Here is a 24,277-nt window from a genome sequence, read left to right as displayed (position 1 = left end):
CCGATGGGTTTGTTTCCGGCTCTTGACTTCCGGATGAACAGAGCCGACAGTCATGGGAGCGCTCCCATGAGAGACGTCCGTCGATGGCGCTGCCCCCGGGCGCCGCCGACGTCCCCGAGAGGATTGCCCCTTGCATCGCCCACGCTTCGCCGCCCTCGCCGCCGCGCTGACTCTCGTCGGCGCGGCGGCGCTGGTCGGCCAGGCCGCCCACCGGCCCGCACCCGCCCTCGCCGCCGTCCCCGCCGACACGTACGCCTGGAAGAACGTCCGCATCGACGGGGGTGGCTTCGTCCCCGGACTCGTCTTCAGCCGCGCCGAGAAGAACCTGATCTACGCCCGGACCGACATCGGCGGCGCCTACCGCTGGAACCAGGCGAGTCAGAGCTGGATCCCGCTGCTGGACTGGGTTGGTCAGAACAACTGGGGCTACAACGGCGTGCTCAGCATCGCCGCGGACCCCGTCGACGCCGACCGCGTGTACGCCGCCGTCGGCATGTACACCAACAGCTGGGACCCGAACAACGGCGCGATCCTGCGCTCCAGCGACCGCGGCGCCACCTGGCAGGTCACCACGCTGCCGTTCAAGAACGGTGGCAACATGCCCGGCCGCGGCATGGGGGAGCGGCTCGCCGTGGACCCGCACGACAACCGCAACGTCTACTTCGCGGCGGAGGGCGGCAACGGCCTCTGGCGCAGCACGAACTACGGCGCCACGTGGGCCAAGGTCACCGCGTTCCCGAACGCCGGCGACTACGTGCAGGACCCGTCGGACACCAACGGCTACCTCAGCCAGAACCAGGGCCTGACCTGGGTGACCTTCGACGACGACACGCGTGACGTCTACGTCGGCGTCGCCGACAAGCAGAACCCCGTCTACCGCTCCACCGACGGCGGGGTCACCTGGGCGCGGATCCCCGGCCAGCCCACCGGCTACCTCGCCCACAAGGGTGTGGTCGACTCCGGCTCTCTGTACATCGCCACCAGCGACACCGGCGGGCCGTACGACGGCGGCAAGGGTCAGGTGTACCGGCTCGACACCGCGACGGGGGAGTGGACCGACGTCAGCCCGGTCAAGCTCAGCGCGGGCAGTGACCTGTACTTCGGCTACTCCGGCCTGACCGTCGACCGGCAGCACCCCGGCACCCTGATGGTCGCCACGCAGGTCTCCTGGTGGCCCGACGCGATCTTCTTCCGCAGCACCGACAACGGCGCGACGTGGACGCGGATCTGGGACTTCACGAGCTACCCGAGCCAGTCCAAGCGCTACACGATGGACATCTCCGCCAACCCCTGGCTCGACTTCAACACGAACCCGCAGCCGCCGGAGGCCACGCCGAAGCTCGGCTGGATGAACGAGTCGGTGGAGATCGACCCGTTCGACTCGAACCGCCTGCTGTACGGCACCGGCGCCACTGTGTACGGCACCACCCAGCTGACCAACTGGGACCGCAACACCACCTTCACGATCCGGCCGATGGCCAAGGGGCTCGAGGAGACCGCGGTCCTCGACCTGGCCAGCCCGCCGTCCGGCGCCCCGCTGGTCAGCGCGCTCGGCGACATCGGCGGCTTCCACCACGCCGACCTCGACGCGGTGCCGGCGAGCTTCCACGACACGCCGAGCCTGAGCAGCAACACCAGCCTCGACTTCGCCGAGGCCACCCCGTCCGTCTTCGCCCGGGTCGGCAACGCGGACACCGCCCCGCACATCGGCGTCTCCACCGACGGCGGCAAGACGTGGTACCAGGGCCAGGAACCGTCCGGCGTGACCGGCGGCGGCACCATCGCGGTCTCCGCCGACGCCGGAACCTTCGTCTGGGCCCCGGCCGGCGCCGACGTGCACTACTCGACCACCCGGGGCAGCTCCTGGACCCGGTCCACCGGCATCCCCGCCGGCGCCACGGTCGAGTCCGACCGCGCGGACGCCAAGACCTTCTACGGGTACGCGGCCGGCAAGTTCTACGTCAGCCGCGACGGCGGGGCCACCTTCACCGCGTCAGCCGCCACCGTGCCGGCGTCGGGAACGGTGCGCTTCCACGCCGTGCCCGGCAAGGCGGGCGACGTGTGGCTCGCGGGGGCGTCCGGCCTGCTGCACTCCACGAACTTCGGGGCGAGCTTCACCGCGGTGAGCACCGTGACGTCCGGCATCAACGTGGCCTTCGGCAAGGCGGCGCCGGGGGCCGCGTACCCGGCGGTGTTCCTGGTCGGCACGGTCGACGGCGGCACCGGTGTCTTCCGTTCCGACAACGCCGGCGCAGCCTGGGTCCGCATCAACGACGACGCCCACCAGTACGGCAACGCGGGCGACGCGCTCGCCGGCGACCCGCGGGTGTACGGCCGCGTCTACCTCGGCACCAACGGCCGCGGCATCCTCTACGCGGACCGGCAGGGCGGCAGCAGCACCCCGACGCCGTCGAACCCGACCCCGTCCAACCCGACGCCGTCGAACCCCACCCCGTCCAACCCGCCGCCGTCCGACCCGAGCCCGTCGAACCCGCCGCCGTCCTCGGCCGGGTGCTCGGCGGCGTACCGGATCACCGGGTCCTGGAGCGGCGGCTTCCAGGCCGAGGTGACCGTCAGGAACACCGGCGCGACCGCCACCAAGGGCTGGTCGGTCGGCTGGACCTTCACCGCCGGGCAGACCCTCGCGCAGGCGTGGGGCGGCACCGGCACGCAGACCGGCACCGGCGTCACCGTCCGCGACGCCGGCTGGAACGGCGCCCTGGCCCCGAACGCCAGCACCACGTTCGGCTTCCTCGGCACCTGGACCGGCAGCAACCCCGTTCCGTCCCCCGTCACCTGCAGCCCGTCCGTCTAGGAAGGAAGCCCATGAGACGAAAGGCTAGAAGGGCCCTCGCGGCCTGCGGTGCCACGCTCCTCGGCACCGGCCTCGTCATCACCGCCGCCCCACCACCCGCGCAGGCCGCCGCCGGCTGCACCGTGGTGTACCGGGTCGCGAGCCAGTGGAGCGGCGGCTTCACCGGCGACATCGCGATCACCAACACCGGTGACCCGGTCACCAGCTGGCGCCTCGAGTACGACTTCCCCGACGCCGGGCAGCGCGTGACCCAGGGCTGGAGCGGCACGTACGCCCAGAGCGGCGCGCACGTCACCGTGAACAACGCCGCCTGGAACGGCAACCTGGGCACGAACGCCAGCGTGAGCACGGGCTTCAACGGCACGTTCACGTCGGCGAACCCCGTACCGACGGCGTTCACGCTCAACGGCACCGCCTGCAACGGCAGCGTGGCGGCGCCGACCGTGGCGCTCACCAGCCCCGCGGCGAACACCCGCTACACCGCGCCGGCCTCGATCCCCATCGCCGCGACGGCCACCGCGGCGAGCGGCCGTACGGTCAGCAAGGTCGAGTTCTACCACGACGGGCTGCTGCTGAGCACGGACACCGCCGCGCCGTACAGCTACACGTGGAGCGGGGTGCCGGCGCAGACCGCGGCGTACCACGTGCAGGCGATCTCGTACGACTCCAGCGGCGTCAAGAGCTCCACGGCCGACGTACCCGTCTTCGTCGACGCCTCCGCCGACCCGTCGGTGGTCGTCGACCCGAGCTCGGTGACCGTGTCGCCGGGTAAGACGGCCACGTTCAAGGTGTCGCTGTCCAAGGCGCCCACCGCGAACACCACCGTCTCGATCGCCCGGACGGCCGGGGCCACCACCGTCTCGGCCTCGCCCGCGTCGCTGACGTTCACGCCGTCGAACTGGAGCACCGCGCAGACGGTCACGCTGACGGCCACCGACGCGGCGACGGCGAACACCCAGGCCACCTTCAGCGCCACCGGCACCGGCCTGACCGCCGCGACGGTCACCGCGCTGGTGGTCGCCGAGGGCAGCCCGGACGGCCGGTTCACCCAGCTGTACACCGACATCAAGAACCCGGCCAACGGCTACTTCAGCCCCGAGGGCGTGCCGTACCACTCGATCGAGACGCTGATCGACGAGGCGCCCGACCACGGCCACGAGACCACCAGCGAGGCGTTCAGCTACTGGCTGTGGCTGGAGGCCGAGCACGGCCAGGTCACCGGCGAGTGGACGCCGTTCAACACGGCGTGGCAGACGATGGAGAAGTACATCATCCCGTCGCACGCCGACCAGCCCACCAACGACAAGTACGACCCGTCGAAGCCGGCCACGTACGCCGCCGAGCACCCGCTGCCCTCGCAGTACCCCTCGCAGCTGGAGTCCGGCGTGTCGGTGGGCCAGGACCCGCTGGCCAACGAGCTGAAGAGCGCGTACGGCACCTCCGACATCTACGGCATGCACTGGCTGCTGGACGTGGACAACACGTACGGCTTCGGCCACTGCGGTGACGGGACCTCGCGGGTCACGTACATCAACACCTTCCAGCGCGGCCCGCAGGAGTCGACGTTCGAGACCGTGCCGCAGCCGTCCTGCGACACGTTCAAGTTCGGCGGCCCCAACGGCTACCTGGACCTGTTCACCAAGGACGCCTCGTACGCCAAGCAGTGGAAGTACACCAACGCCCCGGACGCGGACTCGCGCGCGGTGCAGGCGGCGTACTGGGCGTACACCTGGGCCACCCAGCAGGGCAAGGCGTCGCAGATCTCCACCGCCGTGGCGAACGCCGCGAAGATGGGCGACTACCTGCGCTACTCCTTCTACGACAAGTACTTCAAGAACCCCGGCTGCACCTCGACCTCGTGCCCCGCGGGCACCGGTAAGAGCAGCTCCAGCAACCTCATGTCCTGGTACTACGCCTGGGGCGGGGCCACCGACACGCAGGCCGGCTGGGCCTGGCGGATCGGCTCCAGCACCAGCCACTTCGGCTACCAGAACCCGATGGCCGCGTACGTGCTGAGCAACGTGAGCGCGCTGGCGCCGAAGTCGCCGACCGCCAAGGCGGACTGGCAGGCGAGCCTCAACCGGCAGCTGGAGTTCTACCAGTGGCTGCAGTCGTCCGAGGGCGGCATCGCCGGCGGCGCGACGAACAGCTGGGACGGCTCCTACCAGGCGCCGCCCGCGGGCACCCCGACGTTCTACGGCATGGCCTACGTCGAGGCGCCGGTGTACGCCGACCCGCCGTCCAACCGCTGGTTCGGCATGCAGACCTGGTCGCTGGAGCGGCTCGCCGAGTACTACTACCTGACCGGTGACACCAAGGCGAAGTCCGTGCTCGACAAGTGGGTCCCGTGGGCGCTGGACAACAGCACCATCGGCGCCACCAGCTTCGCGATCCCGTCGGACCTGGCGTGGACCGGCAAGCCGGCCACCTGGAACCCGTCGAGCCCGGCGGCCAACACCAGCCTGCACGTCGAGGTCACCAGCAAGGGCCAGGACCTCGGTGTCGCCGGCTCCTTCGCCAAGCTGCTCACGTACTACGCGGCCAAGTCCGGCAACACCCGGGCGAAGACGGCGGCCAAGGGGCTGCTCGACGCGATCTGGGCGTACAAGGACAGCAAGGGCGTGTCGGTGACCGAGACCCGCGCCGACTACAACCGCATGGACGACGTCTACGACCCGGCCACCGGCCAGGGCATCTACATCCCGCCGGGCTGGAGCGGCAAGATGCCCAACGGCGACGTCATCAAGCCGGGCGTGTCCTTCGTGGACATTCGCTCCTTCTACAAGAAGGACCCGGACTGGCCGAAGGTGCAGGCGTACCTGGACGGCGGCCCCGCGCCGACCTTCAACTACCACCGCTTCTGGGCCCAGGTCGACGTGGCCACCGGCTACGCGGACTACGCCCGCCTGTTCCCTAACGGCTGACCCCGCAGCCAACAGCGAAGGAGACACGATGAGAAAGGCGAGATGGGTGGCGGCCGCCGTGCTGCTGCTCACCGGGACCGGTGTCGCGGTCCTGCAGTCGGCGCCCGCCCAGGCGCACGGCGCGATGATGGCGCCCGGCAGCCGCACGTACCTGTGCTGGAAGGACGGGCTCACCAACAACGGAGCGATCCAGCCGAAGAACCCGGCCTGTGCCGCGGCAGTGGCCCAGAGCGGCACCACGCCGCTGTACAACTGGTTCGCGGTGCTGCGTTCCGACGGCGCCGGCCGTACCTCCGGGTTCATCCCCAACGGGGAGCTGTGCAGCGGCGGCACCGGCGGACCGTACAACTTCACCGGATTCAACCTTGCCCGCAACGACTGGCCGGTGACCCACCTGACGTCGGGCGCGAGCATGCGCTTCGACTACAACAACTGGGCCAAGCACCCGGGCACGTTCTCGCTCTACATCACCAAGGACAGCTGGAGCCCGACCCGGGCGCTGGCCTGGAGCGACCTCGAGTCCACGCCGTTCAGCCAGGTCGTCAACCCGACCTCGGTGGGCGGCCCGGGCACCGAGGACGGGCGCTACTCGTGGACGGCGAACCTGCCGTCCGGCAAGAGCGGCCGGCACCTGATCTACTCGGTGTGGTCGCGCTCGGACAGCACGGAGACGTTCTACGGCTGCTCCGACGTGGTCTTCGACGGCGGCAACGGCCAGGTCACCGGCGTCGGCGACGGCACCACCCAGCCGCCGCCGACCGACCCGACCACCCCGCCGCCGACCGACCCGACCACCCCGCCGCCTTCGGGCAACGGAGGCTGCACGGCGATGTACTCGACCACCGGCAGCTGGGGCGGCGGCTTCCAGGGCGAGGTCATGGTCCACGCCGGCACCTCCGCGGTGAACGGCTGGACGGTGTCCTGGACGTTCCCCGGCGGGCAGTCGGTGAGCCAGCTCTGGAGCGGCAAGTACACCGGCTCCGGTTCCAATGCGACGGTCAAGAACGAGTCGTGGAACGGGACGGTCGCCGCGAACGGCTCCACCACGTTCGGCTTCACCGGTACGGGCACCGCGCCCACCACGGTGAACAACCTCTCCTGCACCTCACCGTGACAGGCGCCGCCTCGCCGTGAGGAGCGGGGCGGCGCCGAGAGCCGGCCCGGGACGTGGTTCCATCCCCGCGTCCCGGGCCTCCTCGCGCGTCACTTGCCTCTTGCGTTCCGTGACCTTTGCCACGAATATGGCTGCGGCGCTTTGCGCGTCTTTCGCACGTCATGCTCCGCCGCCACGGAACGGAAGTGCATGTCCACAGAGGATCAGTCCCGCACCGCCGAGCTGCGCGTGGGCGGCTGGGTACCGCCGTACCGGCACAGCGCCGGCGGTTCCACCCCGCTGCCCGACGCCTTCCTCGCGGCCGCCAGCGCCGCGGTGCCGGCTCCCGGCGACCTGGCCGGGGGCCCACTGCCCGGCCGCCGCACCCACCTGGGCGTCATCGTGACCTGTGCCGCCACCGCCGTCCTGGTCGTCACCGGCCTGTCGGCCTATCGCGCCGCCCACACCCCCCAGCCCGCGCCGCCGCGTTTCGTGGCGCTGCCGGTCGTCCCCACTCTCCCCGCGCCGCCCCTGGCCCAGCCGTCGGCCTCGGCCTCGGTCTCGGCATCCGCCGGTCCCGCCGGCCGGTCCCTCGCCGCGCACCCCGCCGGGTCGGCATCCGGCTCCGCCGCGCCTCCTTCCGCCTCCGGGCGCGCTTCGGCGTCCGTGCCGGCCGCGAAGCCGACCTCGAAGCCGGCGGCGCACCCGCGGCCCACCAGGACCCCGGCGCCGGAGCGGCGCGGGCCTTTCACGATCGGTCGCGCCGTCGGCCTCGAGCCGGCCGGCCTGACCGGATACCGGGTCCGCCACCGCGACTTCCGCGCCCGCATCGACCGCATCGCCGCGACCAGTTCGTCGCTGGACCGCGCCGACGCCACCTTCACGGTGCGCGCCGGCCTGGCCGGCTCGGGGTGCGTCTCGTTCGAGTCGGTCAACTACCCCGGCTCGTTCCTGCGCCACCGCGACGGCGGGATCCGGCTGGAGCCCCGCGACGGCACGGCCCGGTACGCGGCGGACGCGACGTTCTGCCCCGAGGCGGGCCGGCGCGCGAACACGGTGCTGCTGCGCTCGCAGAGCCACCCGGACCGCTACCTGTCGCTGCGCCGGTGGCGCCTCGGCCTGGGTGGATGGCCGCTGGCCTTCACCGTACGGCCGCCGCTGTAGCGTCCCCCGCCGCTCAGCGTGGCGGCGGGGCGGTGCTGCCGCGGACGACCAGCTCCGGTGAGACCACGATGTGCGCCGGGGCCTCGGGCTCGTCGGTGTCGGTGTCGGCCATGTGCTCCAGCAGCAGCGTGAGGCTGCGCCGTCCGAGCTCGGCGAAGTCCTGGCGGACCGTGGTCAGCGGGGGCAGGAAGTAGCCCGAGTCCGGCATGTCGTCGAAGCCCACGACGCTCACGTCGTGCGGGACCGAGCGGCCCGCCTCGTGCAGGGCGCGCAGCACGCCGAGCGCGATCCGGTCGTTGGCGCAGAACACCGCGGTGACCTCGGGGTCGCGGGCGAGCTCCTGGCCGTGCCGGTAGCCCCACTCGGCGGTCCACGAGTCGAAGGCGACGGGCGGCACCACCGCGCCGGCCCGGTACAGGCTGTCGCGCCAGCCCATGACGCGTTCCTGGGCCTCGGGCCAGTCGTGCGGGCCGCCGACGTGGTGCACCGTACGGTGGCCGAGCTCGAGCAGGTGCTGCGTGGCCAGGCGCGCGCCGGCGGCGTTGTCGACGCGTACGGTCGGCACCGCGTCGGTCTCGCCGGCCCCGCCGACCGCCACGCAGTAGAGACCACCCGGCGCCTGCAGCAGCCCGTTGGTGACCGCCGGCTTCGGGGCGATCGCGATGATGCCGTCGACCGCGTGCTGGGAGAGCCGGTCGACCGCGTCGAGGACCTCGCGGCGCTCGAGGTTGCGCACCGTGGCGATGCTGACGAGGTAGCCGGCGGCGCGGGCGGCGTCCTCGATGCCGTACAGCATGGACGCCGGGCCGAACAGCGTGGTCTCGAAGCCGATCAGCCCGAGCGTGTGCGACTGCCGGGTGACCAGCGTCCGCGCCGCCAGGTTGCGGCGGTAGTTCAGCGACTGCATCGCCTCGAGCACCCGCGTGCGCGTCTCCTGCTTGACGTTCGGGTGCTCGTTGAGAACCCGCGAGACGGTCTGGTGGGAGACCCCGGCGAGTTTGGCGACGTCGCGCATGACCGTGACCCGCTTCTTCGATGGCACGCGGCCCCCCTGTCGATCTCGCTTGACCGATCACAGTGTAGATCCGCGGTTACCCCTTGACGTCGCGTTTGAGAACGGTAACACTCCTGAAACGCACCGTGTGGTGCACGCCACTGCATTGAAGCCCTTGGTTGGCGCGGAGGCGCGTCGAGTGTCGATCTTGCGCACCCCCGGGCCGGCTGCCCCCCTCTTCCGTCCACGACCGGCACTTTCCGAGATCCAAATTGTGAACGCTAACAACACTGTGTGGAGGACGTCATGCGCAGGAAATGGTTCGCCGCGCTGCTCGCCGGCGCGCTGGTCACCGCCGGGGTGACCGGCTGCGGCGGCGGCGACGCCGGCTCCGGGTCCGGCTCGGGCGGCGACAAGATCACGCTCGGGTTCTCCCAGGTCGGCGCCGAGAGCGGCTGGCGTACGGCCAACACCAAGTCCATCCAGGAGTCGGCCGCGCAGCAGGGCATCGACCTGAAGTTCTCCGACGCCCAGGGCAAGCAGGAGAACCAGATCAAGGCGATCCGCTCGTTCATCGCCCAGCGCGTCGACGTGATCGCGTTCTCGCCCGTCGTCGAGTCCGGCTGGGACACCGTGCTCAAGGAGGCCAAGGACGCGAACATCCCGGTGATCCTCACCGACCGCGCGGTCGACTCCCAGGACACCTCGCTCTACAAGACCTTCATCGGCTCCGACTTCGTGCTCGAGGGCAAGAAGGCGGGGGAGTGGCTGGTCAAGGAGTACCAGGGCAAGAACGACCCGGTGAACATCGTCGAGCTGCAGGGCACCCCCGGCGCCGCGCCGGCCAACGACCGCAAGGCCGGCTTCGCCGAGGTCATCAAGGCCGACCCGAAGTTCAAGGTGATCGCGTCGCAGACCGGGCAGTTCACGCGTACGGACGGCAAGGAGGTCATGGAGGCCTTCCTGAAGACGTACCCCGACATCGACGTGCTGTACGCGCACAACGACGACATGGGCCTGGGTGCCATCGAGGCGATCGAGGCGGCCGGCAAGAAGCCCGGCACCGACATCAAGATCATCACGGTGGACGCGGTGAAGGACGGCATGACCGCCCTGTCCGAAGGCAAGATCAACTACATCGTGGAGTGCAGCCCGCTGCTCGGCCCACAGCTGATGGACCTGGCGAAGAAGGTCAAGGCCGGCGAGCAGGTGCCCCAGCGGGTGCTCACCGAGGAGACCACCTTCACCCAGGAACAGGCCAAGGCCGCCCTGCCGGAGCGCAAGTACTGACCGCCGCGGCCCCGCCCCGGCACCTGCGGGGCGGGGCCCTGCGCAGAAGGGCACCACCCATGACCGAGCGGACCGTCCTGGAGATGACCGGGATCCGCAAGACCTTCCCCGGCGTCGTCGCGCTCGACGGCGTGGACTTCCGGATGTTCCCCGGCGAGGTGCACGCCCTCATGGGCGAGAACGGCGCCGGTAAGTCGACCCTCATCAAGGTCCTCACCGGCGTGTACGGCATCGACGGCGGCGAGGTCCGCCTCGCCGGGGAACCGGTGCACTTCGCCGGTCCGCTGCAGGCCCAGCAGGCCGGGGTCAGCACCGTCTACCAGGAGGTCAACCTCTGCACCAACCTCTCGGTGGCGGAGAACATCTTCATCGGCCGCGAACCACGGCGGCTGGGCCGCGTCCGGTGGGGCGAGATGCGCCGCCGGGCCGCCGCGCTGCTGGCCGGCCTCGACCTCGACCTCGACGTGGCGGCGCCGCTGTCCTCCTACTCTCTGGCGATTCAGCAGATGGTCGCGATCGCCCGCGCCGTCGACATCTCAGCGAAGGTCTTGATCCTGGACGAGCCCACGTCCAGCCTCGACGCGTCGGAGGTGGAGCGGCTGTTCGAGGTGATCCGGCGGCTCAAGAGCGACGGCGTCGCCATCCTGTTCGTCTCGCACTTCCTCGACCAGGTCTACGAGATCGCCGACCGGATGACCGTGCTGCGCAACGGCCGCCTCATCGGCGAGTACCGCACCGCCGAGCTGCCGCAGATGCAGCTCGTCACCAAGATGATCGGCAAGGAGCTGACCGTCCTCGACCGGCTCGACGACGAGGCGCGTACCGCCACGGCCCCCGGCGAGCCCGTGATCGCCGCGCATGGGCTCGGGCGCAAGGGCGCCGTGCAGCCCTTCGACCTCACGATCCGCGCCGGCGAGATCGTCGGGCTCGCCGGGCTGCTGGGCTCCGGGCGTACGGAGGTGGCGCGGCTGCTCTACGGCGCCGACCGCGCCGACAGCGGGCACCTGGAGGTCGGCGGGGAGCCGGTCACGCTGCGGGCTCCGCGTACGGCCATGCGCCACGGCATAGCGTTCTCGTCGGAGAACCGGCGCACCGAGGGCGTCATCGGCGACCTGAGCGTCCGGGAGAACATCGTGCTCGCCCTGCAGGCCGCGCGCGGCTGGTCCCGGCCGATCCCGCGCCGGCGCCAGGACGAGCTCGTCGCCAAGTACGTCAAGGCGCTCGACATCCGCCCGGCCGACCCCGAGACACCCGTGCGCAACCTCAGCGGCGGCAACCAGCAGAAGGTGCTGCTCGCCCGCTGGCTGATAACGGAGCCGAAGCTGCTCATCGTCGACGAGCCCACCCGCGGCATCGACGTCGGCGCGAAGGCCGAGATCCAGAAGCTCCTCGTCGAGCTGGCCGGCGGCGGCATGGCCGTGCTCTTCGTCAGCGCCGAGCTCGAGGAGGTGCTGCGGCTCAGCAACAAGATCGAGGTGCTGCGCGACCGGCGTCTCGTCGAGGAGATCGAGAACACCGCCGGCGTCGACGCCGACCGCATCATGCAGACCATCGCGAGCGGAGCCACCGCATGACCGCCCTGACCCGCCACCGCCTCTTCTGGCCCGCCGCCGTCCTCGTCGTGCTGCTGGTCAGCAACGTCTTCTTCGCACCCCGGTTCTTCTCGATCACCGTCCACGACGGCCACCTGTACGGCTCCCTGATCGACGTGCTGCGCTCCAGCACCCCGCTCGTGCTCGTCGCGCTCGGCATGACGGTGGTCATCGCCACCGGCGGCATCGACCTGTCGGTCGGCTCGGTCATGGCCATCGCCGGGGCGGTCGCCTGCCTCATGATCGGCGACCTGCCGAACCAGGACAGCGTCGGCGGCGTGCTGCTGGCCGTCGCCGCCGCCATCGGGCTGGCCGTGGTGCTCGGGCTCTGGAACGGCGTGCTGGTCTCGGTGATCGGCATCCAGCCCATCATCGCGACGCTGATCCTCATGGTCGCCGGGCGCGGCATCGCCCAGCTGCTCACCAGCGGGCAGATCATCAACGTCTCGTCGCCGCCGTTCCGGGTCATCGGCGCCGGCTACTTCCTGGGGCTGCCCGTCTCGGTGCTCATCGTCGCGGTGGTCGTGGCGATCGCGGCGCTGCTGACCCGGCGGTCCGCGCTGGGCGTGCTGGTCGAGGCCGTCGGCGCCAGCCCCACCGCGAGCCGGCTCGCCGGCATCCGGGCCCGGGGACTGACGATCATGGCGTACGTCTTCACGGCCGTGTGCGCCGCGGTGGCCGGCCTCATCTTCAGCTCCAACGTGGCCAGCGCCGACAGCAACGCGGCCGGCAACCTCATCGAGCTCGACGCCATCCTCGCCGTCGTCATCGGCGGCACCGCGCTCACCGGGGGCCGCTTCTCGCTGGCCGGCAGCGTGCTGGGGGCGGTGCTGATCTCGGCGCTCGACATCACCACGTACACGATCGGCATCCCGGCGGAGACCACCCTGCTGTTCAAGGCGGTCGTGGTCGTCGTGCTCTGCCTGAGCCAGTCCGCCGCGTTCCGCGCCGTCGTCCTCCGCCGCCGTACCGCAGGAGCCTCCGCATGATCGACGTCAGCGCCCCACCGACGACCGCCGGGACCGTCCCGGCGGCGCGCCGCCGCCGCTGGGCGGACCGGCGGCACGTGCCCGTGCTCGTCACGCTCGCCCTGCTCGTGGGCATGTACGGCACCGGCGTGGCCAACTACGACAACTTCTCCGACACCCAGGTCCTGCTCAACGTCTTCGTGGACAACGCGTTCCTGCTGGTGGTCGCGGCCGGCATGACGTTCGTCATCCTGACCGGGGGCATCGACCTGTCGGTCGGCGCGGTGGTCGCGCTGACCACGGTGGTGGCGGCGACGCTGCTCGACGCCGGATGGCCCGCCGCGGTGGTGCTGCCGCTCGTGCTGCTGATGGGTACGGTGCTCGGCCTCGGCATGGGCGCGGTCATCCACTACTTCAAGGTGGAGCCGTTCATCGCCACGCTCGCCGGCATGTTCCTCGCCCGCGGGCTGTCGCTGCTGATCAACCGCAACTCGATCCCGATCACCGACCCGTTCTGGACCGCGATGGCCCAGAAGCGGATCCGGTTCGCGCCCGGCATCTTCATCTCCACGAGCGTGGTGATCGCGCTGGTGGTGGTGCTGGTCGCGGCGTACGTGCTGGCGTACACCCGCTTCGGGCGGACGGTCTACGCGATCGGCGGCAACGCCGACTCCGCGCTGCTCATGGGCCTGCCGGTGGGGCGTACGCGGATCGCGGTCTACACGGTCAGCGGCTTCTGCTCCTCGCTGGGCGGGGTGCTGCTGAGCTTCTACATGCTCTCCGGCTACAGCCTGCACGCGCAGGGCATGGAGCTGGACGCGATCGCGGCGGTGGTGATCGGCGGCGTGCTGCTCACCGGCGGCTCCGGCTACCTGTTCGGCACGGTGCTCGGCGTGCTGCTGCTCGGCCTCATCCAGACCATCATCACGTTCCAGGGCACGCTCAGCTCCTGGTGGACGAAGATCGTCATCGGCGTCCTGCTGTTCGGCTTCATCGTCCTGCAGCGCCTCGTCACGAGACGTGCCCGCTGAGATGGTGTTCCGGCTCGTGAACGCGGGCACCGGCGCGGTCCTCGTGCTGCGCGACGTCTGCGCCCACGGCGACGCGCTGACCTGGCGATGGTCGCCGGACGACACGGTCTGCGGCCCGTGGCACCCGGACGACATGGGCGACGGCACCCAGCAGCTGCGCGAGGTCGGCACCGGCCGGCTGCTGGGCGACGCCGGTCCCCGTACGCAGGCCTGGTGGTTCGTGCCGGACGGCCGGCGCGGCATCGAGCACGCGGCGACCGGCGTACGCCTCGGCGGCCCGGACTGCCGATGGGAGGCCGACTACCGGGTCAACGGCTGCTTCCAGCTGCGCAACGCGGCGTCCGGGGCGATGTTCGGGCAGCTGTGGCGGCTGCGATACGGCACCGGCGGCGCCTTCCGCATCCAGAACGCCGAGACCGGCCGGGTGCTCAGCCTCACCCGTGCCCAACGGGTCGTGGAGACCGGCGACGGCACGGCCCCCGACCGTCTGTGGCGCTTCTCGTGAGGTTTCCGCCCCGCCGGTCCCCGCGCGGGCGGAACGGCGGGGCGGTGGGGCTCAGCGCGCCGGCCGGGTCGCGCCGTCCGGACCGCAGGTGACGGCGACGTCGATGACATCGAGGATGCCGAGCAGGCCGGCCAGCGCGACCGCCTCGGCCCGGTTGAGGGTGAGGCTGCAGCCGGCGTCGGGGTCGTCGCCGGGGCCGTGGACGAGCTCTCGCCGGCCGCCGGCGTGGTGGGTGACCACGCCGACCCGGTATCCGGCGGCGGTGGTGAAGGTCCGGCAGGTTCCGATGCCGGGCAGCGGCGTGCATTCGACGTTCATGACTACTCCAGGCGAGGTGGGCGAGGGCCGGGGCGGGTAGCCCCGGGCGGGCGGGGACGACCGGACGTGTCAGCCGGTCAGCAGCAACCGCAGACCGGTGAGGGTGGCCATCGCCGGATCGGTGGGCACGGTGACGGATCGGCCGGTCAGCGCGGCCAGCCGGGCTGCCAGGCCCGGCGCTGCCGCCCCGCCGCCGGTGAGCAGCAGGCGGCGCCGGCGGTCGGCGCGGCCGCCCAGGCGGCGCACGCTCTCGGCGATCGCCGGAATCGGGTCGACCGGGTTGTCGCCGACCCGCTCGGCCGCGGCGACACTGCCGTCGGCGATGCGGGCCACCTCCGTCCGCCCGGACCCGATGTCGACCGCGACGAGGTCACCGCCGCGCGGGCCGGGCCGGCAGGCGAGGGCGGCCGCGAGCGGCTCCTCCACCGCGGTGACGCGGCCGCCGACGGCACGGCGTACCGCGGAGACCAGCACATTGCGTTGCCGGAGGGTCGCGGTGGCGGGTACGCCGACGAGCACCGGACCGGTCGGGTCCGGCAGCGCGATGCCGGCCGTCAGCAGGCGTACGAGATGGACGCAGGCGAAGAAGTCACGCACGACGCCGTCGCGGACGGGCCACGTCAGCGGGGTGCCGGCAACGGCGTACGCGTCCAGCGCCGACTGTCCGGTGAGGTGCCGTCCGGTGCGCGGACGGGCCAGCACGGCGGGTTCGCTGACCACGGCGCCCAATGCCGGGCTCCACAGCCGTACGGTCGAGGATCCCAGGTCGAGGGCGAGGCAGGTCCGTACGCGACAGCGGGCGTACGCCCCGGCGGCGAGCATGCTCACCACCCCCGCGGAGCGGACGGCGACGGCACGGGCCGGCAGCGGACGGTGAGCGTGGCAGGGCAGCAGGAATCACAGAAGGTGGGCATGGTGCTCCCGGACCTCGGGCAGCGTCGGCTACGGACGCTGCCGGGCGGACGGCTTCAGGCGGCGGCAGCGCGCCGCGGCGGGGCCCGGTCCGCCGACCATGCCGGGACGCATCCGGGAACGGCGCGCCTCGTCAGCCGGAACACGATGCAGAGACCGATCGCGCGGCCGGTGCTCACCGCGATCATCAGCACGGTCAGCAAGGCGAGCATCGGGAGCGGAGACCGCCGACCGACGCCGCCGGTGCCGCGCCCATCCTGCATGCGGCCACCATAGCCGCCGGAATCATCCCCGGCCACGAGCGTCCGTCGGCCGGTCGGCCGAGGGATCCGGCAGCCGCTGCCCGGGGTCCGTGGCGGCGAGGGAACCGAGCAGTGACAGGGCGCGGGCGCTCTCGGAGCCCGGCTCCGCGTGGTAGATCACCAGCAGCTGGCCGCCCGAATCCCCGATCGGCAGCTTCTCGCGGCGCAGGTGCAGCATGCCGACCTGCGGGTGCAGCAGTCGCATCGGCGCGCCCGTGAGGGGTCTGACGTCGTGGCGGGCCCAGAGGCGCCGGAACGGTTCGCTGGCCAGCGACAGTTCGCCGACGAGCTGGGCGGTGCGGGGATCGTCGGCGTCCGTGCCGATCGAGGCCCGGAACGAGGCCACCATGCCGCCGATCGCCTGCTCCCAGTCGGGGATCTCGTCCCGGACGTCCTCGTCGAGGAAGACCGAGCGCAGCCGGTTGCTGCCCGGGCGGATGCTGGGGGACAGGACCGTCGCCAGCCGGTTGGCGGCGAGCACGTCGAAGATGCGGCTCTCCACGAACGCCGGGAGGTTCAGGGCGTCCAGGAGCTGGCGGATCCCCGTCGGCACCACTTCCCGGCGGGTACGCCGCGGCGCGGCCGGCCGGCTCGTGGACAGGCTCAGCAGATACTGCGTGGCGGTCGCGTCGAGGCCGAAGACCCGGGCCAGCGCCTCCAGGACCTGCGGCGACGGGTTGCGGTCCCGGCCCTGCTCCAGCCGCAGGTAGTAGTCGGCGCTGATGCCGGCCAGCGTCGCCACCTCCTCGCGGCGCAGGCCGGGCGTCCGCCGGACGCCCACCACCCGCAGGCCCGCGTCGGCCGGGTTCACCAGCTCGCGGCGGGCGCGCAGATACTCACCCAGCGCGTTCGGCCTGGCCATGATCCCATCGTACGGCGGGCAGCACCCCGCAACCTGGTCCTGCCGGCCCCAGGATGAGCGGGGCCCTGCCTGCCCGCGTGCGGCCGGGGCACCGTGGGATCAGCTCGCCGGAACACGCCGCGAGCGGAGAGGACACCATGGCATCCCACGACCTTCCCGGCGGCACCTACCGCGTCGGCGACCTCGGGCTCACCCGCGTCGGCTACGGCGCGATGCAGCTCGCCGGACCGGGCGTCTTCGGGCCGCCGAAGGACCGCGACGCCGCGATCGCCGTCCTGCGCGCCGCCGTCGGCCTCGGCATCAACCACATCGACACCGCCGACTTCTACGGCCCGTACGTCACCAACGAGATCATCCGCGAGGCGCTCGCGCCGTACCCGGACGACCTGCACATCGTCACCAAGGTCGGCGCCCGGCGCGACGAGAACGGCGGCTGGCCGCACGCCCGTACGCCCGCCGAGCTGCGCGCGCAGGTGCACGCCAACCTGCGCCGCCTCGGCTTGGACACGCTCGACGTGGTCAACCTGCGCATGGGCGCCGCCGAGGGCCCCGAGCCCGGCTCGATCGCCGCCCAGTTCGAGGCGCTCGCGGAGCTGCAGCAGCAGGGCCTGATCCGGCATCTCGGCCTCAGCACGGTCGACGCCGACCAGCTCGCCGAGGCGCAGCGCATCGCCCCCGTCGTCTGCGTGCAGAACCTCTACAACGTCGCCCGCCGAGAGGACGACGCCCTGGTCGAGCTCACCGCGCGGCAGGGCATCGCGTACGTGCCGTACTTCCCGCTCGGCGGCTTCTCGCCGCTGCAGTCGGAGACCCTGCACACGGTGGCGAAGCGCCTCGACGCCACCCCGCTGGCGGTGGCGCTCGCGTGGCTGCTGCAGCGCTCCCCGAACATCCTGCTGATCCCCGGCACGTCCTCGGTGGCCCACCTGCACGAGAACGTGGCCGGCGCCGGCCTGCACCTGCCCGCGGACGTGGTGGCCGAACTCGACGCCATCGGGAGCGTCCCGCGTTCGTAGACTCGCTGCCATGCCGGAAGGTCGTGCAGCTGCCGGCTTCGCCCGTTGAGCCGGCCCGGTCGCCGTCGAGATCGAGCCGGGCTGAGTCCGTTCTCACGGCTGGTCCTGGCCGGGGTGCGCCGGGAAGAAGCCGGCGAAGGGATCCGGCATGCCGGCCCAGGCAGCCTCGCCGTCCGCCAGCTCGGCGTCGGTGAGCAGGCAGCCGGTCAGCCGCCGGGTCAGGTCCGGGCCGTCGAGGGCGAGGCCGATGAAGGCCAGGACCGTACGCCGGTCGCCGTAGTACGGGTCCCAGTCCAGGTCGGCGGCGAGGCGGCGCAGGTCGCCGGTGCGGTCCCGGTCGGCCGGTGACATCGCGGCGAGCCAGGGGCCGAGGCTGCCCAGGCCGATGCCGCCGCCCGCGGACTCCCAGGCGACGGCCAGGTCCGGGCGGGTGGCCAGCCACAGCTGGCCGCGCCCGCGCAGGGTGTCGCCGGTCAGGCCGTCCAGCGCGGCGTGCAGGCGCTGCGGGTGGAAGGGACGACGGGCCCGGAAGACCAGCGCGGTGACGCCGTGCTCGCCGGCCGGCTCGTCGACGCCGATCGTTCGTCCCTCGAGGGCGCGGGCCAGGACGCCGGGCTTGGCGGGGTCGTGCCGTCCGGTACGCCGCAGCTGCGCGGCGAGCGCGGTGCAGTCGACCGTCGCGGTGTCGCCGACGCGGACGTGAGCGGCCCAGGGGACGAGGCGGTGCAGGACGGCTTCCTCGACGCCGGTCGGGTCGGGGCGGCCCCAGACGACGAGGGTGTCGGCGTACTCGATCTGGCGGGCGAGGACGTCGGCGACGCAGCGGTGGTCCTCGTCGGCGGCGTGCAGGTCGCGGTGGCGCAGGTCGTCGGTGGTCGTGAGGTCGGCGAGGAACGCGGACGCCTCGACCACGGTCACGTACGAGTCGAAGCGCACCGCCTCGGTGACCGGAGCGCCGTCGACCGCGCACTGGGCGCACGCCGTGGCGAGCGCCTCGGGTTCCACGGCCGGGGGCAGGGCCAGGACGATGTCGCTGTGCGGCCGGGTGCGCGCCAGCCGTACGAGGGTCGGCAGCACGTCCTCGCGCAGCGTGCAGGCGGCGCAGCCGTGCACGAGGTGGACGAGTTCGTCCTCGAGGATCGTGCTTCGGGTGCGTACGGTCCGGCGGACCACGCCCTCGCGCAGCCGGCTGATGTCGTGGCGGACGAGCAGCAGCGCGGGGTCGGTGATCAGCAGGCTGCGCGCGACCGCGTCGGTGGCGGGCGCGGAGAAGCCGGCGAGGACGGTGACGCGCGGCGTGGCGGTGACGGTACGGGCGCTCATGCCCTCATCTTGTTGGAAACGATTTTCATTGTAAAGTCGCCGGGCAGGCGAATGCCCCGGAGGATGGACCGGGGAAGCGGGTCAGGCGGCGGTGTTGCCGGCGATCATGCGGATCGTCCATCCGTCGTCGTCGCCGCAGGCCGCGACGTGGTTGCACGACTGATGGGTGATCCACAGGCCGCGGCCGCCGGCGGCGTTGTCGCGGGCCGGCAGCAGGCCCGCGTACGGGTCCTTCGGGCCGGGCCCGCGGTCGGTCACGGTCACCACGATGCGGTCGGCGCCGCTCCAGACGCGCAGGACCACCGGCGGCGCGCCGTACCGGAGGGCGTTCGTGACCGTCTCGCTCACCGCGACCACCAGGTCGTCCACGTCCGCCGCCGGCAGTTGCCCGCGGTCGGCCGTGTGCACGGCGTGCCGGGCCTGCCCGGGCGTGGGGCCGACCAGTTCCACCGTCGCCGGGCCGGCCTGGAGCGGGTCGGGGATCGGCGGGCGGTCCTCGGCCAGGTAGGTGCGGGGATCGGCGTACGCGGCGCTGTCGACGTGCGTGCCGTCGGGCAGCGCGTACCTCGGGTGGGTGCTGGCCACGTCGGCCAGCACCGCCGCGGGGGTGATGCGGGCGTCGTACGCGCACATGCTCCATAGCGGGAAGTCGTCGTACGCGTGGTTGATGGCCGACTCGTACCGCGCCCACCAGTCCCACGTGCTGCCGAACGCGCTGACCGGCATCTCGCCGATGATCCGGATCTGTCCCGCCCCGGCGGCCACCTGCTCGGCGAGCAGGTTCCGGTAGGAGCGGATCGCGGCGGTGGGGCGGGCGTACACGTCGCCGCCGGTCAGGAACTGCACGCCGGAATCCCGGGGGAGCGCGGAGCGGACCAGATCCGCCGTGCGCTCGCCGAACGACACGAACGTGGGTTCGCCGGCCGCGACGCCGCCGAGCAGGAACGGCACGGTGACGGCCAGCAGCTCCTCGTCGGACGCGTACTGCACCGCGGCGTGGAAGTAGCCGGTGTGCCCGGCGGCTGCGCCTGTTCTCATCGCACGGCCTCGACGCGCAGCGACGTGAGCTCCAGCAGGCCGGCGAGGCGGGCGGCGGCCGGCAGCGCCGTGCGCAGCACCGCCGTCGTGCCGAGCTCGCGGGCCTGGGCGTCCAGGTGCAGCAGCGAGTTGTGGTCGATGAACGCGAGCTCCTCCCCGTCGAGGACGAGCTCGTCGCGGCCGGGCCGCAGCTCGGCCCGTCGCAGCGCCTGCAGGAACGCCGGCCGGGTGGTCTCGTCGATCTCACCGGACAGCGCCGCGTCGCCGCGGCCCGGGCGCGGCGCGAACAGATGGAACGGCGCCTCGGACTCCGGGTGCAGGCACGCGAGCTGATCGACGGCCTCGTCGCCCATCCGGGTCCGGTCGAACGCGCACAGCGCCGCGAAGGGGTGGGTCCGGATGTAGCGGTCGACCTTGATCTCGTAGCGCGCGAAGGCATCCACCTGGGTGGGCGTGACCAGCAGCGTCGTCACGTCGGCCGCGACGCGCAGGCCGGTGAACCCGTCGGCGACCGCCCGCTCGGTCGCCCGCGCGTACGCCGCCAGCCCCGCGTCCGGGTCGATGACGCTGCCGGCCGGATACTGGTCGCCGAGCGCGACGACCCGCGGAGCGAAGTCCCAGCCGCGCGGAGCCTCGGGTGCCAGATACCAGACCTGCTCGCCCGCGGCGAGCCCGGCGGCGAGGAAGTCACGGGCCGCCGTCTGGAAGCGGGCCGGGTGGTCGTAGGTCAGGCAGGCGTGACCGTACGGCTGTCGCGCATCGGCGCTGGTCGTCCCGCTCGTGCCCACCACCCGACTATAGGCTGCAGTCTGTGGCGGCTGCAGCGGCCGGTGTGGCCCCCGGGGGTCAATCTCCGAGCAGCCAGCCGTCCGGCCCGGCCGGCTTGCGGGCGGCCGCCGGGCCCCAGGATCCCTCGGCGTAGCGGTGCAGCCGGGGCCGGTTCTCGAGTACGGGCGGACCACCTTCCACGCGGCCGACAACCCGTCCGAGCGGGTGAACAGCGACCGGTCGCTGAAAAAGTCGGCCGGAAATTGAACCGGGGAAATTCGCATACCCGGTGAACCGTGCCGTGGCCGGACTGCGTATCGACTCCCGACAAGACATCGAGGTCCGACGACGAGGAGTGGTGATGAGACTGCGTCAGCGACGAGGTACCGGCGTCAATCGCAAGGCGATCGGCGCCGTGGTCTTCGCCGGGGTGCTGGTGGCGGGCGGCATCACCGGCCTGCAGCTGGCCTCCGCGGGGGAGCAGGCCCCGCCCGCGGAGATCGTGGTGGTCGACGGCCAGGACTTCAACATCGCCGGGTGCGAGAAGTTGGAGATCAACGCCGGGGACGTCGTCTGCGACGGCGAGAAGTTGCAGCCGGAGCAGCAGGCCGGGGCCGCGGAGGCCGCCGCCGCGTCGGCGCAGGCGCTCGAGACGTCCTGCGACCAGTTCGCGATCGACCAGGCCGCCGCCGACGCCGAGGCCGCCGGCCAGGGCGATGCCGCGGGCGCGGGCGACGCCGCGGGCGCAGGTCAGGGCAAGGGTGCCGAGAAGGCGGCGAAGGCGAAGTCCAAGAAGGCGAAGAAGGCCATCGCCAAGAAGTACGCGAAGAAGATGGGCCAGGCACAGGCCAACGGCAAGGGCCAGGCCAACGGCAAGGGCCAGGCGAACGGCAAGGGCCAGGCGAACGGGCAGGGCCAGGCCAACGGGCAGGGCGCGGAGGACCTCGACGCCGCGGTGGTCACCGCACGCGAAGGGCTGCTGACCGCGTGCCTGACGCTCGCCGACGCGAAGGCTGCCGCTGCCGCCGGTGACGCCGGGGCGGGCGACGCCGGTGCGGGCGACCAGGCGGGCAACGGCGAGGACGCCGGCGCCGGCCAGGACGCGGGCAAGGGCCAGGACGCGGGCGCGGGTGCCGACGACGAGCAGGCCGGTGACGCCGGCGCGGCCGGCAACGCGGGCTCCCACGCGAACGACTGACGGGCCGTCGGGGAGGGTGCGGCGCGGTCCCCGGGCGGGGGCCGCGCCGTCGCGCTGTCCGGGATCACCCGCGGCCACCGGCGCGTACGCCGTCCGTCGTGGGTTTCCAGTCGGCGCTGTCGCGTGAGTCCGCACCCAGCCCGAGGGCCGGGACGAGCACGATCAGCAGGAGGAAGAGCAGCAGTCCGAGTGCCATGGTGGTCACATCCCTGTCCGGCGAAACGAGAGCCGGTGCGCACCGGGGATGACACCAGTCTCGCCCGCGGCCGGGGGCGCCGACAGTGGCAGTGATGCCATACATCTTCAAAATCCTGCCAACTCGCCGTACGCTGGCCGCATGCTGAGCAAGGTCGCCGTCATCGCGCTCCCGCCCGTGGCCGTCTTCGAGCTCGGTGTGCTGTGCGAGCTGTTCGGCTACGACCGCACCGACGAAGGGCTCCCGGCGTACGAGTTCTCCGTGTGCACCGTGGGCGGGCGTCCCGTCCGTACCCATGCCGGTTTCTCGCTGACGCCCGGCTACGACCTGGCGCCGGCCGAGGAGGCCGACCTGGTCGCCGTCGTCCCGAACGACAGCGACGAGGACCCTCCGGAGGAGGTCCTCGAGGTGCTGCGCCGCGCCCACGCCCGCGGCGCGTGGGTGATGAGCGTCTGCACCGGCGCGTTCGTTCTCGGCGCGGCCGGGCTGCTCGACGGCCGCCGGTGCACCACCCACTGGCGGCACACCGACCGGCTCGCCGAGCGGTTCCCCACCGCGAAGGTCGACCCGGACGTCCTCTACGTCGCCGACGGCACGATCCTGACCAGCGCCGGCACCTCCGCCGCCGTCGACTGCGGGCTGCACCTCATCCGCGCCGAGCAGGGCTCCGCGGTGGCCACCCAGATCGCGCGCCGCATGGTGGTGCCGCCGCACCGCGACGGCGGGCAGGCGCAGTTCATCGAGACGCCGCTGCAGCCCATCGAGTGCGAGACGCTGCAGCCGGTGCTGACGGCGGTCATGGAGACCCCTGGACCGGCCGCACACCGTCGAGACCATGGCCGCGCAGGCGCGCATGTCCCCGCGCACGTTCGCCCGGCGGTTCCGCGCCGAGACCGGCGCGACCCCGCACGACTGGCTGACCAACCAGCGGGTCCTGCTGGCCCGGCGGCTCCTCGAGGACTCCGGCCTCGGCATCGACGCGATCGCCGTCCGCGCCGGCTTTGGCAGCGCCGCGACCCTGCGCCACCACTTCGGACAGCGGCTGAGCACCACACCGCAGGCGTACCGGGCGATGTTCAGGAACCGGGTGGCGTGACCGCGTCCAGCACCCGGTTGAGCAGCACCGGGTCGGCGGCGCGCCGGCCCCACTCGCGCGGGTAACCCAGCGACACCTCGTGGAACCGTACGCCGTCCTGCCAGGTCACCCGCGGGATGTGCAGGTGGCCGTACACGGCGGCGGCCGCCCGGAAGCGCAGATGCCAGTCCGCGGTCAGCTCGGTGCCGCACCACTGCGCGAACTCGGGATACCACAGCACCTCGGTCGGGTGCCGGTGCAGCGGCCAGTGCGTCACCAGCACGGTCGGCAGTGCCGGATCCAGCGCGGCGAGACGCCGCTCGGTCGCCGCCACCCGGGCGCGGCACCACGATTCCCGATCCGGGTACGGGTCCGGATGCAGCAACTCCTCGTCGGTGCAGACCACACCCGTGCGGTACGCGTACGCCAGCGACTCCTGCGTCGTGGAGGTGCCCGGCGCGCGGAACGTGTAGTCGTACAGCAGGAACAGCGGGGCGATCACCACCGGGCCGCCCGCGCCGCGCCAGACGGCGTACTCGTCCTCCGGGGTGCGGACGCCGATCTCCCGGCACATCTCCACGAGGCGTTCGTAGCGCGCCACGCCGCGCGCCTGGACCGGATCCTTGGGGTGGGTCCACAACTCGTGATTGCCCGGCGCCCAGATCACCTCGGCGAAGCGGGACCGCAGCAGCCGCAGCGTCGCCTCGACGTGACCGAACACCTCCGCGACGTCACCCGCGACGATCAGCCAGTCCTGCGGTGACGCCGGGCGCAGGCCCTCGACCAGCCGGCGGTTCTCCGCGTACGCGACGTGCAGGTCGCTGACCGCGTACAGGGTCCCCGTCACCGGCGCCTCCTGTCGATGCGCCGGCGCCCCCTGCGGTCACCGGCCG

21 protein-coding genes and 1 pseudogene are annotated in these 24,277 nt (G+C 72.4%); 12 read left to right on the top strand and 10 right to left on the bottom strand.

Annotation, left to right across the window (positions count from 1 at the left end):
* Positions 1 to 130: 130 nt before the first annotated feature.
* The 4 genes from AB0K03_RS36600 to AB0K03_RS36585 all read left to right on the top strand — a co-directional run bounded on the left by AB0K03_RS36600 (position 131) and on the right by AB0K03_RS36585 (position 7,996).
* Entirely contained in the window at positions 131 to 2,815 is a 2,685-nt protein-coding gene (locus tag AB0K03_RS36600) for a cellulose binding domain-containing protein (protein ID WP_364695182.1), read from the top strand.
* 11 nt (positions 2,816 to 2,826) lie between these two features.
* Positions 2,827 to 5,739: a glycoside hydrolase family 48 protein gene (locus tag AB0K03_RS36595; protein ID WP_364695179.1), complete on the top strand. Its 2,913-nt coding sequence runs from the start codon at positions 2,827 to 2,829 to the stop codon at positions 5,737 to 5,739.
* 28 nt (positions 5,740 to 5,767) lie between these two features.
* A complete protein-coding gene (locus AB0K03_RS36590) occupies positions 5,768 to 6,853 on the top strand; it encodes a lytic polysaccharide monooxygenase (protein ID WP_364695176.1) in 1,086 nt (361 codons plus the stop codon).
* Between the two features lie 189 nt (positions 6,854 to 7,042).
* Positions 7,043 to 7,996: an AbfB domain-containing protein gene (locus tag AB0K03_RS36585; RefSeq protein ID WP_364695173.1), complete on the top strand. Its 954-nt coding sequence runs from the start codon at positions 7,043 to 7,045 to the stop codon at positions 7,994 to 7,996.
* Between the two features lie 13 nt (positions 7,997 to 8,009).
* Here AB0K03_RS36585 and AB0K03_RS36580 read toward each other — a convergent pair whose 3' ends face one another.
* Positions 8,010 to 9,011: a LacI family DNA-binding transcriptional regulator gene (locus tag AB0K03_RS36580; RefSeq protein ID WP_364695256.1), complete on the bottom strand. Its 1,002-nt coding sequence runs from the start codon at positions 9,009 to 9,011 to the stop codon at positions 8,010 to 8,012.
* 285 nt (positions 9,012 to 9,296) lie between these two features.
* Between AB0K03_RS36580 and AB0K03_RS36575 the strand changes: the two genes are divergently transcribed.
* Genes AB0K03_RS36575 through AB0K03_RS36555 form a run of 5 tightly spaced genes read left to right on the top strand, consistent with a single transcriptional unit; the run spans position 9,297 to position 14,376 of the window.
* A complete protein-coding gene (locus AB0K03_RS36575; RefSeq protein WP_364695170.1) occupies positions 9,297 to 10,280 on the top strand; it encodes an ABC transporter substrate-binding protein in 984 nt (327 codons plus the stop codon).
* Between the two features lie 59 nt (positions 10,281 to 10,339).
* On the top strand, positions 10,340 to 11,854 hold the full coding sequence (locus AB0K03_RS36570; RefSeq protein WP_364695167.1) for a sugar ABC transporter ATP-binding protein: 1,515 nt from the start codon (positions 10,340 to 10,342) through the stop codon (positions 11,852 to 11,854).
* Entirely contained in the window at positions 11,851 to 12,861 is a 1,011-nt protein-coding gene (locus tag AB0K03_RS36565) for an ABC transporter permease (protein WP_364695164.1), read from the top strand. Before AB0K03_RS36570 ends, AB0K03_RS36565 begins: the two co-directional genes overlap by 4 nt.
* On the top strand, positions 12,858 to 13,871 hold the full coding sequence (gene yjfF, locus AB0K03_RS36560; protein ID WP_364695161.1) for a galactofuranose ABC transporter, permease protein YjfF: 1,014 nt from the start codon (positions 12,858 to 12,860) through the stop codon (positions 13,869 to 13,871). Before AB0K03_RS36565 ends, yjfF begins: the two co-directional genes overlap by 4 nt.
* Positions 13,861 to 14,376, top strand: a complete 516-nt coding sequence (locus AB0K03_RS36555) for a hypothetical protein (RefSeq protein WP_364695158.1) — start codon at positions 13,861 to 13,863, stop codon at positions 14,374 to 14,376. The genes yjfF and AB0K03_RS36555 overlap by 11 nt, the downstream gene beginning before the upstream one ends.
* A 51-nt stretch (positions 14,377 to 14,427) precedes the next feature.
* On the opposite strand, the gene AB0K03_RS36550 is transcribed toward AB0K03_RS36555, so the two are convergent.
* From AB0K03_RS36550 to AB0K03_RS36535, 4 genes are all read right to left on the bottom strand, one after another.
* Positions 14,428 to 14,694 carry a potassium transporter TrkA gene (locus tag AB0K03_RS36550; RefSeq protein ID WP_364695155.1) on the bottom strand — a complete coding sequence of 89 codons (267 nt, stop codon included), beginning with the start codon at positions 14,692 to 14,694 and terminating at the stop codon, positions 14,428 to 14,430.
* Positions 14,695 to 14,763: 69 nt separating this feature from the next.
* Entirely contained in the window at positions 14,764 to 15,516 is a 753-nt protein-coding gene (locus tag AB0K03_RS36545) for a rod shape-determining protein (protein WP_364695152.1), read from the bottom strand.
* 146 nt (positions 15,517 to 15,662) lie between these two features.
* Positions 15,663 to 15,869: a hypothetical protein gene (locus tag AB0K03_RS36540; protein WP_364695149.1), complete on the bottom strand. Its 207-nt coding sequence runs from the start codon at positions 15,867 to 15,869 to the stop codon at positions 15,663 to 15,665.
* Positions 15,870 to 15,891: 22 nt separating this feature from the next.
* Complete coding sequence (locus AB0K03_RS36535) at positions 15,892 to 16,770, bottom strand: helix-turn-helix transcriptional regulator (RefSeq protein ID WP_364695146.1); 879 nt, start codon at positions 16,768 to 16,770, stop codon at positions 15,892 to 15,894.
* A gap of 137 nt (positions 16,771 to 16,907) precedes the next feature.
* On the opposite strand from AB0K03_RS36535, the gene AB0K03_RS36530 reads away from it, so the two are divergent.
* Complete coding sequence (locus tag AB0K03_RS36530) at positions 16,908 to 17,786, top strand: aldo/keto reductase family oxidoreductase (protein WP_364695143.1); 879 nt, start codon at positions 16,908 to 16,910, stop codon at positions 17,784 to 17,786.
* A 93-nt stretch (positions 17,787 to 17,879) separates the two neighbouring features.
* Here the strand turns inward: AB0K03_RS36530 and AB0K03_RS36525 are convergent, their stop codons facing one another.
* The 3 genes from AB0K03_RS36525 to AB0K03_RS36515 all read right to left on the bottom strand — a co-directional run bounded on the left by AB0K03_RS36525 (position 17,880) and on the right by AB0K03_RS36515 (position 20,935).
* Positions 17,880 to 19,109: a GTP-binding protein gene (locus tag AB0K03_RS36525; protein WP_364695140.1), complete on the bottom strand. Its 1,230-nt coding sequence runs from the start codon at positions 19,107 to 19,109 to the stop codon at positions 17,880 to 17,882.
* 81 nt (positions 19,110 to 19,190) lie between these two features.
* Positions 19,191 to 20,147: a sensor histidine kinase gene (locus AB0K03_RS36520; protein WP_364695137.1), complete on the bottom strand. Its 957-nt coding sequence runs from the start codon at positions 20,145 to 20,147 to the stop codon at positions 19,191 to 19,193.
* The gene (locus AB0K03_RS36515; protein ID WP_364695134.1) at positions 20,144 to 20,935 is read right to left on the bottom strand and encodes an MEDS domain-containing protein; all 792 of its coding nucleotides are present in this window, start codon (positions 20,933 to 20,935) and stop codon (positions 20,144 to 20,146) included. Before AB0K03_RS36515 ends, AB0K03_RS36520 begins: the two co-directional genes overlap by 4 nt.
* Positions 20,936 to 21,276: 341 nt before the next feature.
* Here AB0K03_RS36515 and AB0K03_RS36510 point away from each other — a divergent pair, with 341 nt between their 5' ends.
* A complete protein-coding gene (locus tag AB0K03_RS36510) occupies positions 21,277 to 22,113 on the top strand; it encodes a hypothetical protein (RefSeq protein WP_364695131.1) in 837 nt (278 codons plus the stop codon).
* A gap of 64 nt (positions 22,114 to 22,177) precedes the next feature.
* On the opposite strand, the gene AB0K03_RS36505 is transcribed toward AB0K03_RS36510, so the two are convergent.
* Positions 22,178 to 22,309, bottom strand: a complete 132-nt coding sequence (locus AB0K03_RS36505) for a hypothetical protein (RefSeq protein ID WP_364695128.1) — start codon at positions 22,307 to 22,309, stop codon at positions 22,178 to 22,180.
* 141 nt (positions 22,310 to 22,450) lie between these two features.
* Between AB0K03_RS36505 and AB0K03_RS36500 the strand changes: the two are divergent.
* Positions 22,451 to 23,405, top strand: a pseudogene (locus AB0K03_RS36500) (helix-turn-helix domain-containing protein).
* On the opposite strand, the gene AB0K03_RS36495 reads toward AB0K03_RS36500, so the two are convergent.
* Positions 23,386 to 24,231, bottom strand: a complete 846-nt coding sequence (locus tag AB0K03_RS36495; RefSeq protein WP_364695125.1) for a metallophosphoesterase — start codon at positions 24,229 to 24,231, stop codon at positions 23,386 to 23,388. The pseudogene AB0K03_RS36500 and the gene AB0K03_RS36495 overlap by 20 nt on opposite strands.
* Between the last annotated feature and the right edge of the window lie 46 nt (positions 24,232 to 24,277).

The organism is Actinoplanes sp. NPDC049316, assembly GCF_040677315.1.
Lineage (GTDB): Bacteria > Actinomycetota > Actinomycetes > Mycobacteriales > Micromonosporaceae > Actinoplanes.
Note: the sequence above shows the minus strand (reverse complement) of the source record. Positions and strands in the feature narration are given on the sequence as shown.

Excerpts from the sequence above, each read along its gene's own strand:
- AB0K03_RS36595 (WP_364695179.1), top strand. The coding sequence starts at position 2,827 with ATGAGACGAAAGGCTAGAAGGGCCCTCGCGGCCTGCGGTGCCACGCTC.
- AB0K03_RS36590 (WP_364695176.1), top strand. The coding sequence starts at position 5,768 with ATGAGAAAGGCGAGATGGGTGGCGGCCGCCGTGCTGCTGCTCACCGGG.
- AB0K03_RS36585 (WP_364695173.1), top strand. The coding sequence starts at position 7,043 with ATGTCCACAGAGGATCAGTCCCGCACCGCCGAGCTGCGCGTGGGCGGC.
- AB0K03_RS36580 (WP_364695256.1), bottom strand. The coding sequence starts at position 9,011 with ATGCGCGACGTCGCCAAACTCGCCGGGGTCTCCCACCAGACCGTCTCG.
- AB0K03_RS36575 (WP_364695170.1), top strand. The coding sequence starts at position 9,297 with ATGCGCAGGAAATGGTTCGCCGCGCTGCTCGCCGGCGCGCTGGTCACC.
- AB0K03_RS36570 (WP_364695167.1), top strand. The coding sequence starts at position 10,340 with ATGACCGAGCGGACCGTCCTGGAGATGACCGGGATCCGCAAGACCTTC.
- AB0K03_RS36565 (WP_364695164.1), top strand. The coding sequence starts at position 11,851 with ATGACCGCCCTGACCCGCCACCGCCTCTTCTGGCCCGCCGCCGTCCTC.
- yjfF (WP_364695161.1), top strand. The coding sequence starts at position 12,858 with ATGATCGACGTCAGCGCCCCACCGACGACCGCCGGGACCGTCCCGGCG.
- AB0K03_RS36550 (WP_364695155.1), bottom strand. The coding sequence starts at position 14,694 with ATGAACGTCGAATGCACGCCGCTGCCCGGCATCGGAACCTGCCGGACC.
- AB0K03_RS36545 (WP_364695152.1), bottom strand. The coding sequence starts at position 15,516 with ATGCTCGCCGCCGGGGCGTACGCCCGCTGTCGCGTACGGACCTGCCTC.
- AB0K03_RS36540 (WP_364695149.1), bottom strand. The coding sequence starts at position 15,869 with ATGCAGGATGGGCGCGGCACCGGCGGCGTCGGTCGGCGGTCTCCGCTC.
- AB0K03_RS36535 (WP_364695146.1), bottom strand. The coding sequence starts at position 16,770 with ATGGCCAGGCCGAACGCGCTGGGTGAGTATCTGCGCGCCCGCCGCGAG.
- AB0K03_RS36530 (WP_364695143.1), top strand. The coding sequence starts at position 16,908 with ATGGCATCCCACGACCTTCCCGGCGGCACCTACCGCGTCGGCGACCTC.
- AB0K03_RS36525 (WP_364695140.1), bottom strand. The coding sequence starts at position 19,109 with ATGAGCGCCCGTACCGTCACCGCCACGCCGCGCGTCACCGTCCTCGCC.
- AB0K03_RS36520 (WP_364695137.1), bottom strand. The coding sequence starts at position 20,147 with ATGAGAACAGGCGCAGCCGCCGGGCACACCGGCTACTTCCACGCCGCG.
- AB0K03_RS36510 (WP_364695131.1), top strand. The coding sequence starts at position 21,277 with ATGAGACTGCGTCAGCGACGAGGTACCGGCGTCAATCGCAAGGCGATC.
- AB0K03_RS36505 (WP_364695128.1), bottom strand. The coding sequence starts at position 22,309 with ATGGCACTCGGACTGCTGCTCTTCCTCCTGCTGATCGTGCTCGTCCCG.